The sequence below is a fragment of the Streptomyces sp. NBC_01261 genome, from assembly GCF_036226385.1.
GTDB lineage: Bacteria > Actinomycetota > Actinomycetes > Streptomycetales > Streptomycetaceae > Streptomyces.
Genome location: NZ_CP108463.1, coordinates 1,119,817 through 1,136,348, shown reverse-complemented (window position 1 = coordinate 1,136,348; position 16,532 = coordinate 1,119,817). Strand labels below are relative to the sequence as shown.

The 16,532-nt window shown below is 69.6% G+C and carries 16 protein-coding genes; 10 read left to right on the top strand and 6 right to left on the bottom strand.

Going from position 1 to position 16,532, the window contains the following annotated elements:
- The first annotated feature begins 65 nt into the window (after positions 1-65).
- The 3 genes from OG226_RS04975 to OG226_RS04965 all read left to right on the top strand — a co-directional run bounded on the left by OG226_RS04975 (position 66) and on the right by OG226_RS04965 (position 2,335).
- Positions 66-563 carry a hypothetical protein gene (locus OG226_RS04975; protein WP_328675404.1) on the top strand — a complete coding sequence of 166 codons (498 nt, stop codon included), beginning with the start codon at positions 66-68 and terminating at the stop codon, positions 561-563.
- Between the two features lie 51 nt (positions 564-614).
- A complete protein-coding gene (locus OG226_RS04970; RefSeq protein WP_328675401.1) occupies positions 615-1,211 on the top strand; it encodes a hypothetical protein in 597 nt (198 codons plus the stop codon).
- A gap of 200 nt (positions 1,212-1,411) precedes the next feature.
- The gene (locus OG226_RS04965; RefSeq protein ID WP_328675400.1) at positions 1,412-2,335 is read left to right on the top strand and encodes an expansin EXLX1 family cellulose-binding protein; all 924 of its coding nucleotides are present in this window, start codon (positions 1,412-1,414) and stop codon (positions 2,333-2,335) included.
- An 11-nt stretch (positions 2,336-2,346) separates the two neighbouring features.
- Here OG226_RS04965 and OG226_RS04960 read toward each other — a convergent pair whose 3' ends face one another.
- Positions 2,347-3,264: a helix-turn-helix transcriptional regulator gene (locus tag OG226_RS04960; protein ID WP_328675398.1), complete on the bottom strand. Its 918-nt coding sequence runs from the start codon at positions 3,262-3,264 to the stop codon at positions 2,347-2,349.
- Between the two features lie 87 nt (positions 3,265-3,351).
- Between OG226_RS04960 and OG226_RS04955 the strand changes: the two genes are divergently transcribed.
- Together OG226_RS04955 and OG226_RS04950 are read left to right on the top strand one after the other, a co-directional pair.
- Complete coding sequence (locus tag OG226_RS04955) at positions 3,352-4,050, top strand: SDR family NAD(P)-dependent oxidoreductase (protein WP_328675396.1); 699 nt, start codon at positions 3,352-3,354, stop codon at positions 4,048-4,050.
- Positions 4,051-4,186: 136 nt separating this feature from the next.
- Complete coding sequence (locus OG226_RS04950) at positions 4,187-5,965, top strand: FAD-binding dehydrogenase (protein WP_329348047.1); 1,779 nt, start codon at positions 4,187-4,189, stop codon at positions 5,963-5,965.
- Positions 5,966-6,110: 145 nt separating this feature from the next.
- Here the strand turns inward: OG226_RS04950 and OG226_RS04945 are convergent, their stop codons facing one another.
- A complete protein-coding gene (locus OG226_RS04945; protein ID WP_328675392.1) occupies positions 6,111-6,836 on the bottom strand; it encodes a TetR/AcrR family transcriptional regulator in 726 nt (241 codons plus the stop codon).
- Between the two features lie 199 nt (positions 6,837-7,035).
- Between OG226_RS04945 and OG226_RS04940 the strand changes: the two genes are divergently transcribed.
- From OG226_RS04940 to OG226_RS04930, 3 genes are all read left to right on the top strand, one after another.
- Positions 7,036-9,267 (top strand): MMPL family transporter, encoded by a 2,232-nt coding sequence (locus OG226_RS04940; RefSeq protein ID WP_328675390.1) that lies wholly within the window; start codon positions 7,036-7,038, stop codon positions 9,265-9,267.
- An 84-nt stretch (positions 9,268-9,351) separates the two neighbouring features.
- Positions 9,352-9,804, top strand: coding sequence for a MarR family winged helix-turn-helix transcriptional regulator (locus OG226_RS04935; protein ID WP_328675388.1), 453 nt, complete (start codon positions 9,352-9,354; stop codon positions 9,802-9,804).
- Positions 9,804-10,736: an NADP-dependent oxidoreductase gene (locus tag OG226_RS04930; protein WP_328675386.1), complete on the top strand. Its 933-nt coding sequence runs from the start codon at positions 9,804-9,806 to the stop codon at positions 10,734-10,736. The genes OG226_RS04935 and OG226_RS04930 overlap by 1 nt, the downstream gene beginning before the upstream one ends.
- A 12-nt stretch (positions 10,737-10,748) precedes the next feature.
- Here OG226_RS04930 and OG226_RS04925 read toward each other — a convergent pair whose 3' ends face one another.
- Positions 10,749-11,711: a GlxA family transcriptional regulator gene (locus tag OG226_RS04925; protein ID WP_328675384.1), complete on the bottom strand. Its 963-nt coding sequence runs from the start codon at positions 11,709-11,711 to the stop codon at positions 10,749-10,751.
- 112 nt (positions 11,712-11,823) lie between these two features.
- On the opposite strand from OG226_RS04925, the gene OG226_RS04920 reads away from it, so the two are divergent.
- Entirely contained in the window at positions 11,824-12,120 is a 297-nt protein-coding gene (locus OG226_RS04920) for a putative quinol monooxygenase (protein WP_329348045.1), read from the top strand.
- Between the two features lie 86 nt (positions 12,121-12,206).
- Here the strand turns inward: OG226_RS04920 and eno are convergent, their stop codons facing one another.
- Complete coding sequence (gene eno / locus OG226_RS04915; protein ID WP_329348043.1) at positions 12,207-13,490, bottom strand: phosphopyruvate hydratase; 1,284 nt, start codon at positions 13,488-13,490, stop codon at positions 12,207-12,209.
- 100 nt (positions 13,491-13,590) lie between these two features.
- Between eno and OG226_RS04910 the strand changes: the two genes are divergently transcribed.
- Positions 13,591-14,457, top strand: coding sequence for a winged helix-turn-helix transcriptional regulator (locus tag OG226_RS04910; RefSeq protein ID WP_329348042.1), 867 nt, complete (start codon positions 13,591-13,593; stop codon positions 14,455-14,457).
- 60 nt (positions 14,458-14,517) lie between these two features.
- Here OG226_RS04910 and OG226_RS04905 read toward each other — a convergent pair whose 3' ends face one another.
- Together OG226_RS04905 and OG226_RS04900 are read right to left on the bottom strand one after the other, a co-directional pair.
- Positions 14,518-15,294 (bottom strand): SDR family oxidoreductase, encoded by a 777-nt coding sequence (locus tag OG226_RS04905; RefSeq protein WP_329348040.1) that lies wholly within the window; start codon positions 15,292-15,294, stop codon positions 14,518-14,520.
- 135 nt (positions 15,295-15,429) lie between these two features.
- Positions 15,430-16,365 carry a hypothetical protein gene (locus OG226_RS04900; RefSeq protein ID WP_329348039.1) on the bottom strand — a complete coding sequence of 312 codons (936 nt, stop codon included), beginning with the start codon at positions 16,363-16,365 and terminating at the stop codon, positions 15,430-15,432.
- Between the last annotated feature and the right edge of the window lie 167 nt (positions 16,366-16,532).

The following is a 16,532-nucleotide window of genomic DNA, read 5'->3' as shown; positions in this document are numbered from 1 at the left end:
GCGGAACCGCCCCCCCCCGGTCGTGACACGATCGGCCTCCCACCAGCTGGACGGAGGCCGAGGCCATGACCGGGGAAGAGGCCAAAGCGCGGCTCGGGCGGCTCGCGAGGGCTCGCGCCTTCGGCTGCCGCGTGGGATCCGACCAACTCATCCAGGCGGGCCTGGACGCACTCCTCGCCGACGTCGACAGCCCGTCCCTCCCCCTCCTCGCCGGCCTCGCACGGAGAGAGGAACCCGAAGCACCCGAGCTCTTCGACCACGTGCTCGACGAACTGGGACTGTCCTTCGAACCACCGGCAGACCCTACGGCCGCGCAATGGGCCCACGCCTATTGGCTGGCCGAGCAGATCGCGGACGGCAGCCTCGATCCTGCCACCGGCGCCGATCTGATCTGGACCGAGGTCGCCTCGGCTCTCGGCTACCCGGACGCACTCGCCCCGATCGTCCACTGCGCGATCTCGCTCGCCGGCCAGGACGATGACCGGACCGGGTCCTTCGAGGCTCTCCGGCTCGACGCACTCCAGGCCGCGAGGGACCTGCTGGGCCACCGCCCCCCACCCTGAGCAGCCAGATCATGCCTATGCTGCGCTGAGGTAGGGCAACGGGAGGTGTGTATGCACAAGCCCGGCATTCAGGTGCTGGCCAGGGCGACGGCGGCGGTGTCGGTGATGATCGCCGCGGGCGCATGCGGCGGTCACCAGCACTCGGCGACGACAGCTCCTTCCGCGACCGCCTCCCCGGACTCCTCCGTGTACACAGCCGAGTTGGCGAAGAGCGACCTCGCTTGGAGCGGCGGCCCCAGCCCGTACAACGCCGAGGTGAAACTCGACGACGGCCGCCGCGTGGCCCTGCACTACCTGCGCGGCAAGGGCCTCGTCGAGCAGCACTACAGCCCCCGGGCGAAGGCATGGACCGAGCCGAAAGTCATCTACCGCACCAAGACCGACGCCTGCCAGGGCATCCAACTGCGCACCAAGAACGGAACCGTAGCCGCGATCGCCGACTTCGGCTCCTACTGCTACGACGGTGAACCACCGACCGAGTCCATCGCCGCCGTGGGCACCAGCAGTCTCACCGAGTGGAGCGTCAACGTCACTGAGGACTTTGACGGTTGGGAGCGGGCCTCCGTCTCCAGCGACGGGCAGCAGGTCGTCTTCGGGAGGGACACCACGCTCCGTTGGAGCCGGGCCGACGGATTCGAACGGCAGTGACTGGGCCTTCAGGCAGGTGAGTTCGCCGGCGCGTCCGACAGTCGGGATCGGCGCGCATCATGAACCCCACAAGCACGACGACACGACACCTGTCCCCAACTACGCCACCAGAGAAAGGGCTTGCCGCTGTCACCGTGAGGCTGGCACGATCGCTGCCTTCCTCACCCCGAGCGACGGGTGGCGGCCATCTAGGAGGTCCGGTGTCCAAGCGGTGGCTGTTCCTGTCGGCGGCCGCGGTACTCATCGTCGTCTCCCTGGCCCTGGTGCTCCTGCCCGGCCACAAGGACGGCGAGGACGTGAAGGTCGAGGCGGGAAGCGCCGCGACCGAACCCTCCGCGACCAGTTCCAGCCCGGCCGACTCGCCGTCCCCGACCGGCACTTCGACCGCCTCCGCACGGGCGACCGCCGCATCGAAGAAGCCGTCGGCGACCCCGTCCGCCCGCGCGACCACCAGGCCGGCCGCCACGTCGGCCACGAAGACCCGCCAGCAGGCCTCCGGCACCGCTCCGTTGGCCGGACGCATCCGCCCCGGCGCCACCTACCGGGGAGTCGCCACCTTCTACGACGCGGACGGCGGCGGCGCCTGTCTGTACGACCCGAGTGGCGACGTCATGACCGGCGCGATGAACACCACGGACTACGAGGCGTCCAAGGCATGCGGGGCGTACGTGCTCGTGCACGCGGCCAACGGCGCGACCATCACGGTCCGCATCACCAACGAATGCCCGGGAGACTGCGCTCCGGGCCAGATCGACCTCAGCGCACAGGCCTTCGCCAAGCTCGCCGCCCCTTCGGCCGGCCGGATCCCGATCACCTGGAACCTGGCGAGTCCCAGCACCTCCGACACGATCTCGATCCGCTACAAGACCGGTTCAACCCGCTACTGGTGCGGTATCCAGGCGATCGGCCACCGAAATCCCCTGGCCCGCCTCGAAGTTGCCGTGGGCAGCGGCTGGCGTCAGTTGGAGCGCACCGACTACAACTACTTCATCTCCGAGGACGGCAGCGGCTGCGGCGGCGCGCTCAGGCTCACCGACATCTACGGTCAACAACTCACCGTCCCCGCACTCGCGGTGCGAGCGAACGTCACGCAGTCCACACGGGTCCAGTTCGCCAAGCACTGACCCGCTCAGGATCAGAGGGCGGGCGCGCGCAAGCTGTCACCGGCCATCGCCCGGCGCAACCCGGCCTCGTCCGAACTCCCGGGCGCCGCGGTCAAGATGACGATCTTCAGGTCGGAGTCGCCGTCCGTCAGGACATCGCAGTCCACGTCCACGGGCCCGACCTCGGGATGCTCCACCGTCTTGCGGTCCTCGCGATGTGCGCCCACCGTGCCGCTCGCCCACAGCCGTGCGAACGTCTCGTTGCCGGCGGTGAGTTGACGGATCAGCTCCGCCAGGCGGACGTCGTGCGGGAAACGACCGGTGGCACGGCGCAGGTCGGACACGATCGCGAGGTCCGAGGCGGCACCGTTCCGCACCAGCACCGGCCAGGAGGCGATACGCACGTCCCGTACGTCGTCGCCGGAACCGACCGGAAACCGCTCACGCGCGAAGTTCCGCTGCTCGGGCGGCCTGTCCGACGGATCGCCGAGCAGCGCCGCCCATCCGGGGTTCCACCAGATCAGCTGCCAGTCGGCGGCGAACACGGCGACGGCGACGTCCCCGAGCCGGTTCAGCACCCGGTGCACCCCCGACGGCAGGTGATCGGGAATCGGCTCGGCGTTCGGCGGGACCAGCCCGGCCATGCGGTAGAGGTGCTCCCGTTCCACGGCGGTCAGCTGAAGGGCACGCGCGAGCGCGGCGACCACCTGGGACGAAGGCGCCGTGGACCGCCCCTGTTCCAGTCGCACCACATAGTCCACCGACACCCCGGCGCGCTCGGCGAGTTCCTCGCGGCGCAGCCCGGTCGCCCGTCGGGACCGGCCGGACGGCAGTCCCACGGCCGACGGGGACAACCGCTCCCGCCAGGCACGGATCGTCGCACCCAGCCCCGGACCGACTCCCACTCCTGATCCCGGTCCCAGCCCCTCGTTCATCGCCATGCCCTCCATCCTCCCTCAACCGCCGATCCTGGTAATGCCGTTCCTACGGTCGAGGCGTCCCTGGCAGCGCGCCCGCGCGCTGGGCACCATCGACGCATGACCACCACGTTCATCACCGGAGCCAACAAAGGCCTCGGCCACGAGACCGCCCGCCGCCTCCTCGCCCTCGGCCACACCGTGATCGTCGGAGCCCGCGACGAGGAACGGGGTGCGGAGGCCGCCGCCGCGCTCGGTGCGCGGTTCGTCCGTATCGACGTCACCGACGACGCCTCCGTCACCGCCGCGGCTGCCGACGTCGCCGCACACGAAGGCGTCCTCGACGTCCTGATCAACAACGCCGGTGTACACGGCCCGCACGGCGATCCCGCCGACCTGACCGGCGCGGACGCGCTCGGCGTCTTCGACGTCAACGTCTTCGGTGTGGTCCGGACGATCACCGCGTTCCTCCCGCTGCTGCGCCGCTCACCCGACCCGGTGATCATCAACGTCAGCAGCGGCATGGGTTCGCTCGCCATCACCCACGACCCCTCGCGGATCGAGTCCTCCGTTGTCGCGCCGCTCTACACCGCCTCCAAGGCGGCACTCACCATGCTGACCACCCAATACGCCAAGGCGCTCAAGGACGTTCGCGTCAACGCCGCCGATCCCGGCTACACCGCGACCGACCTCAACGGCCACAGCGGCCCCCAGACCGTCACCGAGGGAACCGACGCGATCGTCCGGCTCGCGACGGAATCACCCGGCGCCGGATCGGGCCGCTTCGTCGACCGCGACGGCCCGCTCGTCCTGTCCTGAACCCCACTCGCGCAACACGGCCGACACAGCTTGGTTTCCGTAGGTGCTACCGGCGGTAACAACTGTGGTGTCGCGGCACGTTCCACGTGTCGGACACATCTCCCGCACCTCCCGTACCTGACCCGGAAGGCACCCCATGGAGAATTCGGCCCCCACGACGATCAGCAGACGAAGAGCCCTGACGGTGGCCGGCGGTGTCGCCGCCGGCACCGCCCTCGCGGCGCACGCGGTACCGGCGTTCGCGGCGGACACCACGTCCGCGGACGCCATCGTCGTCGGCCACGGCCTCGCCGGTCTCGTCGCCACCGCCGAACTGGTCGCCGCAGGAAAGAAAGTGCTGCTCCTGGACCAGGAACCCGAGTCCAACCTCGGCGGCCAGGCGTTCTGGTCGTTCGGCGGACTGTTCCTGATCAACTCCGACGAGCAGCGGCTCATGGGCATCAAGGACACCCAAGAGCTGGCGTGGCAGGACTGGTTGGGCACGGCCGGCTTCGACCGCGGCGTCGACGACCCGACCGGCCAGGACTACTGGGCCCACAAGTGGGCCGAGGCGTATGTGGACTTCGCGGCCAACGAGAAGCGGTCCTGGCTCTACGGCCTCGGCATCCGCTGGTTCCCGATCGTCGGCTGGGCCGAGCGCGGCGGCGGCCTCGCCGACGGACACGGCAACTCGGTGCCCCGCTTCCACGTCACCTGGGGCACAGGACCGGCCGTGGTCGAGCCGTTCGAGAAGCAGGTGCGGGCCGGGGTCGCCAGCGGGAAGGTGACCTTCAAGTTCCGGCACCGCGTCGACGAGATCGTCCGCACCAACGGTGCCGTGACCGGAGTGCGCGGCGCGATCCTCGAACCCAGCACCGCCCAGCGCGGCAAGGCCACCTCCCGCACCGTGGTGGGTGCCTTCGAACTCAACGCCCCTGTGGTGATCGTGACTTCGGGCGGCATAGGCGCCAACCACGACCTCGTACGCCAGAACTGGCCCGCCCGGCTGGGCAACCCGCCCAAGACCATGATCACCGGTGTGCCCGCGTACGTGGACGGCCGGATGCTCGGCATCACCGCGTCGGCGGGCGGCCGTATCGTCAACCCCGACCGGATGTGGCACTACACCGAGGGCCTCAGGAACTACGACCCGATCTGGCCCGACCACGGCATCCGCATCCTCCCGGGACCGTCGTCGATGTGGTTCGACGCCACCGGCAAGCGGTTCTCCGCACCCGACATGCCGGGCTACGACACCCTCCACACGCTGGGCTCGATCACCGCCAGCGGTTACGACTACTCGTGGTTCGTCACCACGAGCAAGATCATCGCGAAGGAGTTCGCGCTCTCCGGTTCCGAGCAGAACCCGGATCTCACCAACAAGGACATCCTGATGCTTCTCTCGCGCATCTGGCAGACGCCGGAGCCGATCGAGAAGTTCAGGAAGAACGGCGTCGACTTCATCACCGCCACCACCCTCTCCGAACTCGTCCTCGGCATGAACAAGCTCACCGGCGACGGCCTGATCAAACTCGCCGACCTCCAGCGGCAGATCGAGGCCCGGGACCGGGAGATCGACAACCCGTACTCGAAGGACGCCCAGGTGATGGGCATCCGCAACGCCCTCTCCTACACCGGGGATTCACTCAGCCGCACGGCCGCGATCCACAAGATCCTCGACCCGAGCGCCGGACCCCTGATCGCCGTCCGCCTCAACATCCTCACCCGCAAGACCCTCGGCGGGCTGCAGACCGACCTCTCGGGCCGCGTGCTGGACTCCACGGGTACACCGATTCCCGGTCTGTACGCGGCCGGTGAGGTCTCCGGCTTCGGCGGCGGGGGCGTCCACGGCTACCGCTCGATGGAGGGCACCTTCCTCGGCGGCTGCCTGTTCTCCGGCCGCCAGGCGGGCCGTGCGGCGGCCGCCGCGCTCTGAGTGCTACGGCCGCTCGCCACACCTCGGCAACTCGGGTGACCCCGGCCCGAGTTGCCGAGGGGGTACGGCTGTCAGAGATTCGCGTCGGCGCGCTGGTGCGAAGTCAACGCGGGCTGCGCGCACCGGTGTTCTCCAGCGGACCGTGTCACGGGATCCTGCGGTGGATGTCCGTCAGCAGGTTCCGCATGGCCATGCGGAAGAGCTCGGCCTGGTGGTCGCCGAGGAAGGACGTGTGGCCGAACACCTCCAGGGCGACCAGGCCGTGCAGGTGTCCCCACGCGCCCATGAGCAGAGCGGTCGCGGGGGAGGGCAGGTAACCCTGGCCGTAGTGCGGCAGTTGCTCCAGGTAGGCCCGGAGCGAGGGTGAGAGCACGGGGACGTCGGCCGCGGCGAGCTGCTCCGTGCTGAACCCCTCGAACAGCTCGCGCTCGAAGATCTCGCTCATCCGGCGCGAGGCCCGCGTGGTCGGGCCGTCGGTGGGGGCCACGTAGTCCCGCAACGGTGTGCCGTAGAGGAGTTGGAAGCGCTCGGGATGGGCGATGGCCCAGCGGCGGTAGCCCTCGGTCGCGATCACCAGGCGGGGCAGGTCCGGGTCGTCCGACGGGGTGTCTACCGCGGCCTGCACCGCGTCGGCCAGGTCGTCGTACGCCTTGGTGACGAGCGTGGTGACGAGGGCGTCCCGGCTCGGGAAGTAGTGGTAGAGCGCCTGCACGGTCATGCCGAGGCCGCGGGCGACCGCCCTCAACGACAGGGCGGCGGGCCCGTGTTCGGTGAGGTGGCGCTCGGCCGCGTCCACGATCTCCTGGGTGGCGGCGGCCCGGCGCCGTTCGCGCAGCGAGGGCGGGGCGGTGGTGCGTTCGTCGACGGCCATGCGGCGACCGTACGACGCCGACTCCTCTCACACGCCCCGGTGTCGCAAAGTGTGAGGAAAATCTAACACTGCCAAATCTTCTTGCTCCTCACTAACGTCGTGCTCGGCGACGAAGAGTGCCTCGTTGATCAACTCCGGCTGTTTCGCGCCTTTTTCACCGTGTGGACATCAAACATATGGATATCTAAGGAGAACAGGCGTGTTTGAACGCATAGCCGAACTCGCGATCCGCCGCTCCCGGCTGGTACTCGTCGTCGCCGTCGTGGCCGTGGCCCTCATGGGCGTCCTGGGCGTCGGCGCGTTCGCCAAGCTGCAGGGCGGCGGCTACGACGACCCAGCCTCCCAGTCCACGAAGGCCGCGAAGGTCATCGACCGGAAGTTCGGCGGGGAGACGAATCTGGTCCTGCTGGTCGGCGCGTCCGAAGGGCGTGTCGATGCCCCGGACGCACGGCGGAGCGGCCTGGACCTGGTGGCCGAACTTAAGAAGGACCAGCACCTTGAGAACGTCATCTCGTACTGGGACACGGGCAGTTCGGACCTCCGCTCCAAGGACGGTCGCGACGCCATGGTGCTCGCCCATGTGAAGGGCAACGACACCGAGCGGGACGAGAACGCGAAGAGCGTCATCGACGCCTACACGGGGACGTACGAGAAGACACTCACCGTCCGGGCGGGCGGTGGCGCCGCCGTGACCAGCGGGATGGGCACCCAGTCGGGCGAGGATCTCGTCCTCGCGGAGTCCATCGCCGTGCCGCTCACCCTCGTACTGCTCCTGCTCGTCTTCGGCAGCATGGTCGCGGCCCTGCTGCCGCTGGCGATCGGGACCATCGCCATCGCGGGCACGTTCGCCGAGCTGTACGTCCTCGGCAGCGTCACCGACGTCTCCGTCTTCGCGATCAACCTGACCACCGCGCTGGGCCTCGGCCTCGGCATCGACTACGCCCTGCTGATGGTCAGCCGGTTCCGTGAGCAACTCGCGTCAGGGGCGAGCGTGGACGACGCCGTCCGGCGCACGGTGAGCACGGCGGGCCGCACGGTCGCGTTCTCCGCCGCGACCGTGGCAGCCGCGCTCGCCGCACTCCTGGTGTTCCCGCAGTACTTCCTGCGCTCGTTCGGTTACGCCGGTGTCGGTGTCGTCGTCATCGCGGCCGTCAGCACCCTGTTCGTCATGCCGGCCCTGTTCGTGGTCCTCGGCCACCGGGTCAACGGCGGGCGGCTGCCCTGGGCGAACCGCACGCGTCCCGCCACCCGCGCACCCCTGTGGGGACGGCTCGCCGCCACCGTCATGAAGCGGCCCGCGCTCACCGCACTGCCCGTCCTCGCGGTCCTGCTGGTCGCGGCGAGCCCGCTCCTCGGTATCACCTTCGGCACCCCGGACGAACGCGTTCTGCCCGAGAACGCCACGAGCCGCCAGGTCTCCTCCGTGCTGCGCGAGAAGTTCAACGGCAACGACGACTCCGCCCTCCACATCGTCATCGACAAGTCCCTGAGCAAGGCCCCGCTGGAGTCGTACGCGACCGAACTGTCCGGGCTCAAGGGCGTCGTCCGCGTCGAGACCAGCACGGGAACCTATGCCGACGGACAGTCCGCGGCGACCGCTCCCGGCAACACCGCGCTGGCCCGCCCCGACGCGCAGCAGCTCAACGTCGTGAGCACCCTGACACCGAAGTCCGACGCGGCCCAGAGCCTGGTCAAGGACGTGCGGGCGGTCACGGCCCCCGCCGGAACACACCCTCTGGTAGGCGGAGTCGACGCCGTACTGGTCGACTCCAAGCACTCCGTCGGCAGCCGGCTCCCGCTCGCCGTGGCCCTGGTCGCCCTCACCACCTTCCTGCTGCTCTTCCTCTTCACCGGCAGCGTCGTCCAGCCGCTGCGCGCGCTGCTCCTCAACATGGTCAGCCTGGGCGCGACCCTCGGCGTCATGACCTGGATCTTCCAGGACGGCCACCTCTCCTCCGCGCTCGGCTTCACGCCACAGCCCATGGACGTCTCCATGACCGTGCTGATGTTCTGCATCGCCTTCGGTCTCTCGATGGACTACGAGGTCTTCGTCACCAGCCGGATCAAGGAACTCCACGACCTCGGCGAGGACAACGAGTCCGCCGTGACCAACGGCCTCGGCCACACGGGACGCATCGTCACCGCGGCCGCCTGCCTGCTCGCCGTGAGCTTCTTCGCCTTCGGGACGGCCAAGCTCAGCTTCATGCAACTCTTCGGCCTGGGCAGCGGGTTGGCCATCCTCATCGACGCCGTCGCCGTACGCGGCATCCTCGTCCCCGCCGCGATGCGCGTGCTCGGCCGCGCGGCCTGGTACGCGCCCGGCTTCCTGCGCAGGTTCCACGCACGGTTCGGTCTGAGCGAGGGCGGTCCCGCGCCCGCGCCGGAGCTCGTCATCGAGCCGTCGTACGGGAAGGACTCGACGCAGGTCTGATCACGCGAGACCAGAGGTAGCCGGCGAGATGCATTAGCTCTAATATGATTAGAGCTAATGCATCTCGCTGGAAGGACCCCGCCCGTGGACCTGCGGCAGCTCTTCGACGACCTGGTGCGCTTCGAGACCGACCTGTGGAACGGCATCGACGCCCGGCTCCGGCAGGAGTGCGACGTGACCCTGGGCGGTCTGAACGTGATGCTCGTCGTCGAGCGCGAGGGTTCCTGCCGGGTGAACGACATAGCCGTCGCCCTCTCGATCACGGTCGGCGGCGCGAGTCAGGCCGTCGACCGGCTGGAGAGACTCGGCCACTGCACCCGGCGCCCCCACCCCGCCGACCGCCGCTCCTCGATCGTCGAACTGACGCTGGCCGGGCGGGAGTCGGTGGCTGAGGCGGGTCCCGTGTTCGACCGCGAACTCGTGACACGGCTGTCCGCCCCACTCCCGGACACCGCACTCGGTCACCTGGCCGGTGCGCTCGCCGTGCTCCGCGCCACCACTCCACCCAGCCCGACACCCCTGACGAAGGAGACCTGATGAGCACCACCCGAGCGCGAGCAGTGCGCTTCGACGAGTACGGCGACCGTGACGTCCTCCGCGTCACCGAGGTGCCGATGCCCCGACCCGCCGCGGGGGAAGTCCTCGTGGAGGTACGGGCGGCCGGCATCAACCCCGGTGAGGCGGCCATCCGTTCGGGCGCGATGCACGAGCGGTTCCCCGCGGCCTTCCCGTCCGGCCAGGGCAGCGACCTCGCCGGTGTCGTCACCGAACTCGGCCCGGGCGTCACCGACTTCGGCCTCGGCGACGAGGTTCTCGGCTTCTCCTGGCAACGCTCCAGCCAGGCCACCCACGTCGTCGTACCGGTGTCGCAGCTCATCCTCAAGCCGGACGCCCTGAGTTGGGAGGTGGCCGGCGCCCTCTACGTCGTCGGCTGCACCGCGTGGGCCGCCGTCGACGCGGTGGCCCCGAAGCCCGGCGAGACCGTCGCCGTCTCGGCCGCCGCCGGCGGTGTGGGCACCGTCGTCGTCCAACTCCTCGCGGTACGCGGCGCGCACGTCCTCGGCATCGCCTCGCCCGCCAACGCCGACTGGCTCACCGCCCACGGCGCGACCCCGGTGCCGTACGGCGACCAGCTCGCCGGTGCGCTCACCGCGGCGGCGCCCGAGGGGATCGACGCGTTCATCGACCTCTTCGGCCCCGAGTACGTCCAACTCGCCGTAGAACTGGGCATTTCCAGGGACCGGATCGAGACGATCATCTCCTTCCAGAAGGCACAGGAACTCGGCACCAGGAGCGCGGGCAGCGCCGACGCCTCCACCCGCGAGGTCCTCACCGAGATGGCCGACCTCGTCGCCTCCGGCCGTATCGAGATCCCCATCGCCGCGACCTACCCGCTCGACGACGTCCGCGACGCGTTCGCCGAGCTGGAGAAGCGTCACACGCGCGGAAAGATCGTGCTCATCCCCTGAGGCGACCTGACGTCACTTGCTGCCACGCAGCGCCGACGTCGTCTTCCCGGTGCGTTCGCGGAGGAGTACCCGCAGCGTGTTGGGGTGCTCGTAGCCGACCTTCCTGGAGATGGTCTCCAGGGAGAGATCGGTGGTGCGCAGCAGGTGTGACGCGCGTTCGATCCGCAGGTCCTGGACGAACCGGATGGGAGACGTCCCGACCGTGCGCCGCACGGCACGCTGCAGGGTCCGCTCGCTGATGCCGATGGCCCTGGCCGCCTCGGGGATGCTGATGGACTCCGCCAGATGCTCGCGGGACCAGACCTCGAAGGCCGCGACGGTGGGATCGCTCTGGGCCAGCGCGCTGGGAATCGTGTACGCCGCCTGCGACGGGCGTTCGTCGACCACGAGATATCGGGCGACCAGGTCGGCGAGCGCGGGGCTGCCCGCCCGCACGATCGCCAGCGCCAGATCGACATGGCCGAAGGCCGCGCCGGCGGTGGTGATGCCCTCGCAGCCGATGACCATCCGGCTGTGGTCGAGCTGGACCTTGGGATACCGGTTCCGGAACGCCGGCGACAGCCACCAGGTCGTCGTGGCACGCAGCCCGTTCAGCACGCCCGCCTCGGCCAGCAGGAAGGTACCCGCGCACGCCGAGGCAATGGGCGTACCACGTTGGCGAGTTCGGGCGATCAGCTCGCGGACGGGCAGGGACGCGTCGCCGCCGACATGGTCGAGCAGCGCCCAGGGATCGCTCTCCCCGAGTGCCGGTACGACCAGGAGGTCGGCGGTATCGGCGACATCGAGCGGCTCGGGCGCCACGAGGAGGCCGGCGCCGGTCCGCACCTGCGGCGCCGGGCCTACCAGGGTCACGTTCCAGGTGGGCGAGGACTCGTGGATCTGCCCGCCGAGCGCGTTGGCGTTGCTCAGCACATCGAGGATGGCCGAGAGACCCGAGTCGAACACCCCGTCGTAGACGACGACCGCTACCCGCATGGCGGAAACACTATCAACCGTGTCGTTTCTGCCGCTGATGTGATCACCGAACCCCGCCATAGGTTCGTGGTGCGCCGGAAGCCCGGCGGTTAGCACGCGAGGAGTGGTCACAGTGAAGGTCGGTCTGTTGGTACGCGTCGAGGCCAAGCCGGAGTACGCCGACGAGGTGGAGGCCATGCTGCGAGGCGCCCAGGAGTTGGCCGAGCGGGAAGAGGGCACGGTGACGTGGTTCGCGTTCCGCGAGACCGCCACCACCTTCGGGGTGTTCGACACCTTCGAGGACGAGCAGGGACGCCAGGCCCACCTGACGGGGCGGATCGCCGCCGCGCTGGGGGAGGCGGCGCGGACGAAGCTCAGCGCGCCGCCGGTGATCGCCCCGGTCGACCTGCTGGGGAGCAAGGTCTCCTGACCGGAGCCGGCCCGCGCCGCGACTCCCGCCGGAGTGTTCGCCGTCGTCGAGGCGCAGCCCACCACCTGACCTCCGACGTCGAGGGTTCAGCGGCGCAGCCCCAGCGCGTCGCGCCCCGCGTACCGTGCCTGGTCGCCCAAGTCCTCCTCGATACGCATGAGTTGGTTGTACTTGGCGGTGCGGTCGGCGCGGGACAGGGAACCGGTCTTGATCTGGCCGCACCCGGTGGCGACGGCGAGATCGGCGATGGTGGTGTCCTCGGTCTCGCCGGAGCGGTGGGACATCACGACCGTGTAGCCCGCGCGGTGGGCCGTCGCGACGGTGGCGAGGGTCTCGGTGAGGGTGCCGATCTGATTGACCTTCACCAGGATCGAGTTGGCGATGCAGTCCCGGATGCCGGCGCTCAACAGCGCCTCGTTGGTGCAGAACACGTCGTCGCCGGTCAGTTGGCAGCGCTCGCCGAGGCGGGCGGTGAGCGCCTGCCAGCCGGCGTGGTCGTCCTCGGCCATCGGGTCCTCGACCGACGCGACGGGGTAGCGGTCGACCAACTCCGCCAAGTAGTCGGCGTGTTGGGAGGGTGTACGACGGACGCCCTCGCCCTTGTAGTCGTAGACGCCGTCGTGGAAGAACTCGGACGTGGCCGGGTCCATGACGAGGGTGATGTCGGTGCCGGGCTTGTAACCGGTCTTCTCGATGGCGTGGACGACGAAGTCGAGGGCCTCGTCGGCGGTGCGCAGGTCGGGGGCGAAGCCGCCCTCGTCGCCGACGTTCGCGCTGTGACCGGCGGCGATCAGGTCGCGGCGCAGGGTGTGGAAGACCTCGGAGCCCATCCGGACGGCCTCGGCGAAGGTGGCCGCGCCGATGGGCGCGATCATGAACTCCTGGAAGTCCAGCGGATTGTCGGCGTGGGCGCCGCCGTTGACGATGTTCATCATCGGCACCGGCAGCAGGCGGGCGTCGACACCGCCGATGTAGCGGTACAGGGGGAGTCGGTGGGCCGCCGCGGCAGCCTTGGCGGTGGCCAGGGAGACGCCGAGCAGGGCGTTGGCGCCGAGCCGCGACTTGCTGTCCGTGCCGTCCAGTTCGATCATGGTCCGGTCCACGGCGGCCTGGTGCTCGGCGTCGAGTCCGATCACCGCGTCCGCGATGCTCTCGTTGACGGCGTCGACGGCGCGCCGAACTCCCTTGCCGTGAAAGCGGGTTGGGTCTCCGTCCCGGAGCTCGACGGCCTCCCGGGCGCCCGTGGAGGCGCCCGACGGTACGGCGGCCCGGCCGAGCGAGCCGTCCTTGAGTTCCACGTCCACCTCGACGGTGGGATTGCCCCGGCTGTCGATGATCTCCCGTGCGGCGACCCGGCTGATGGCGGTCACGGTGCAACTCCTCACGCAGGGCCCGCGTCTCGGACATCGGCGGGCGGTAAGTTCCGGCTGGAAACAAAGTGAGTCCTGAAAAGGAACTTACTATGGGTGCATGAGGAAGCACAACGCCGACGAGACCTGCGGCATCGCCCAGGCCGCCGTGGTCCTGGGGGACTGGTGGAACGTTCTGATCCTGCGGGAGATCGCCCGCGGCCACGTTCGCTTCGATGCCCTGGCCGCCGAGATCGGCCTGTCCCGCAACGTCCTCACCGAGCGGCTGGGCCGACTCGTCGCGAACGGGGTGCTGCACCGCAGTCTCTATCAGCGGCGACCGGTGCGTTACGAGTACGTGCTCACCGATGCGGGGGTCGCGCTGCTGCCCTTGCTCGTCGCCATGCAGGACTGGGGGGACCGGTGGGTGCTGGGCGACGGAAGCCTCACCGCCACGGCTGAGGCGGATGGTGCTGAGCACGCTCGCGTGCACGCGTTGGCCGGCACGCGTGTGCCCGAAGACCTCCAACTCCCGGGTACGCAAGGCGCAGAGCTGCCCGTGATCTCGCCGGACGCCGCCGCGACCGTGCTGTTCACCCACCCCGGCACGGGAGTCGACTGGGACGAGCGGATCCCCGGAGTGGCCGGCTGCACCCTGGAGAACCGCCTCTTCCGAGACGCCTGGCCCGACTTCCGCCGGGCGGGCGTCGACATTCGCGGCGTCAGCACCCAACTCCCTTACGAACAAGCGGAGTTCGTCCGCGTCGAGGAGATCCCGTACCCGCTCCTCTCCGACGCCCACCATCAACTGGGCGCGGCCCTACGACTCCCGACCTTCCGAGGCGCCGGCCGCCTCCGCCACAAACGCCTGATCCTGATCGTCGACGCCGAACGGACCGTACGACACGTGATGTTCCCGGTCGACGACATCCCGCACGCCGTCACACGGAGTCTGCGACTGGCAGAGGACTGCGCACGTGCGGCGTGACGCCGGTGTGGGCATGAGGGGTGTCTGTCGGGGCCGTCGCGGGGGTCGGTCACCCGGGTGCTACGCGAACCCGCCGTTGCTCATGAGGAGTTGGCCGTTGATCCACTGGCCCTCCGGTGAGCAGAGGAAGTCGACGAGGTGGGCGGTGTCCCGCGGGGTGCCGATGCGGTTGAGCGGCGTCTGCCGGAGCACGTGCGCTCGTCCCTCGTCGGTCATCCAACCGGTGTCCACCGGCCCCGGGTTGATGACGTTGGCGGTGATGCCGAGGTGCGCGAGTTCGTGCGCGGCGGCCAGAGTGATGCGGTCCAGGGCGGCTTTGCTGGCGCCGTACGGGAGGTTGTTCACGGTGTGATCACTGGTGAGGGCGATGATCCGGCCGCTGCCCGGCGCGGCGGTGAACCGTCGGCCGTACTCGCGGATCAGCAGCCAGGTGGCGCGGGCGTTGACCGCGAAGTGCCGGTCGAAGCTCTCGACCGTGGTGTCGAGCAGGCCGGAGTCGACAGACTCGCAGTGGCACATCACCAGAGCCGTGACACCGCCCAGTTCGCGCTCGACCTCGTCGAAGACACGGGCCGGGGCGTCCGGGTCGGCGAGGTCCGCCTCGACGGCCGTGGTGGCGGCGCCGTGTTGAGTGAGGGTGTCGGTGATGGCGGAGGTCGCGTCGGCCTCGGGGCCCCAGGGCATGCGTTCGTCGTAGGGAGACCAGTAGGTGAAGGCGATGTCCCAACCGGAGGCCGCGAGTTGACGTGCGATACCCGCGCCGATGCCGACGGTCCGTCCTGCTCCGGTGACCAGGGCGAGCGGGCGGGGAGGCGGATGGGCAGGGTTCGTCGTCATGGTCGGAGATCGTTCATGACCGGGATGGGATCGGCAACTGCCTTTTGTGCAGGGCGCCTTCGGTGCGGAGTCGGCTGTCGGATGTCTCCGTCGAGCAGCTCTCGACCCTCGCGACGTTCCGTGCGGCGCGGTGGTTCAGGCCTCGATGCGAAGCCAGGTGTCGCCGGCGCGAAGCCACAGGGAGCCGTCACGCCCTTGACCGCAGCGCAGGACGACCCGCCCTGGCACTTGGGTCGTGTGCCGCTCGGTCACGCTCCAGGTGTCGCCGCGCAACTCGGCCCGGACGACTTCGGTCGTCGGCTCGTTGTGATCGCGTTTGGTCAGGACCGCCCGATCGCCGCGTACGGCGAATCCGTCCGGTTGGGGCACAGGGCTGGGCCAGCTGGTCACCTCGCCCGTGGAGGGGGTGATCCGCGTGAGGAACGTACCGCCGCGACGGGTCCCGGAGTACCAGATCAGCCACACCCGGTCGCCCTCGGTGGCGGCGGTGCAACCCTGCAGAGGCACGTCGGGAAGCCGGCCTTCAGGGGCCCAGACCGCTTCCCCCGCGCCACTCCATCCGGCGAGCCCGGCCCCCGACTCCGGATGCCCTCCGTAGATGCCTTCGTCACCGTGGGCCGTCCAGATCGATCCGTTGCGGTCGGTCACCAAGGCCGGGATGTCGTCGCCGATGCAGAAGGAGTCCTGCTGCTCGCCGTTCGTCAGGGAGAACACGGCGGCGTTCGGCTTCCACGAACCCGTGTCCTCCTTGCGCGTGCGACCGCCCGCGACGAGGAGCCGGGAGTCCGGGAGAAGGGCGATGTGACTGGGCCAGACCCGAACATCCTTGATCGGTCGGTGTTGAACTGATCCGTCGGCCCGCCGAATCACCAACACCCCGTCGAACGGCAGCTTCGGGCCCCATCCCACCCAGCCCTTGATGTAGTGGATGCGGTGCAGGTACTTCCGATGAACGAGCAGAACGGCGAGTTCCCCTGCCGGGCCGACGGTCCACCACAGGGGGCGCCGCCCTGCCCAGAGATCGATGACGGACGGTGCCCACACCCTCTCGATCTCAACCGCCGCCGACATCGCATCCCCCCTTTTTTCGACCGCAGCACGGTAACAGGCCGCCCACGTAAGCTACTTGATCGACAATCCGCCTTCGCCGGCACGCAAGGATCCACATGTCCGCCGACCCCTCCCGTACTCCGACGAAGGGGATGTGGAGGCGGAGGAGCACGAGTTGACGGCGCGGC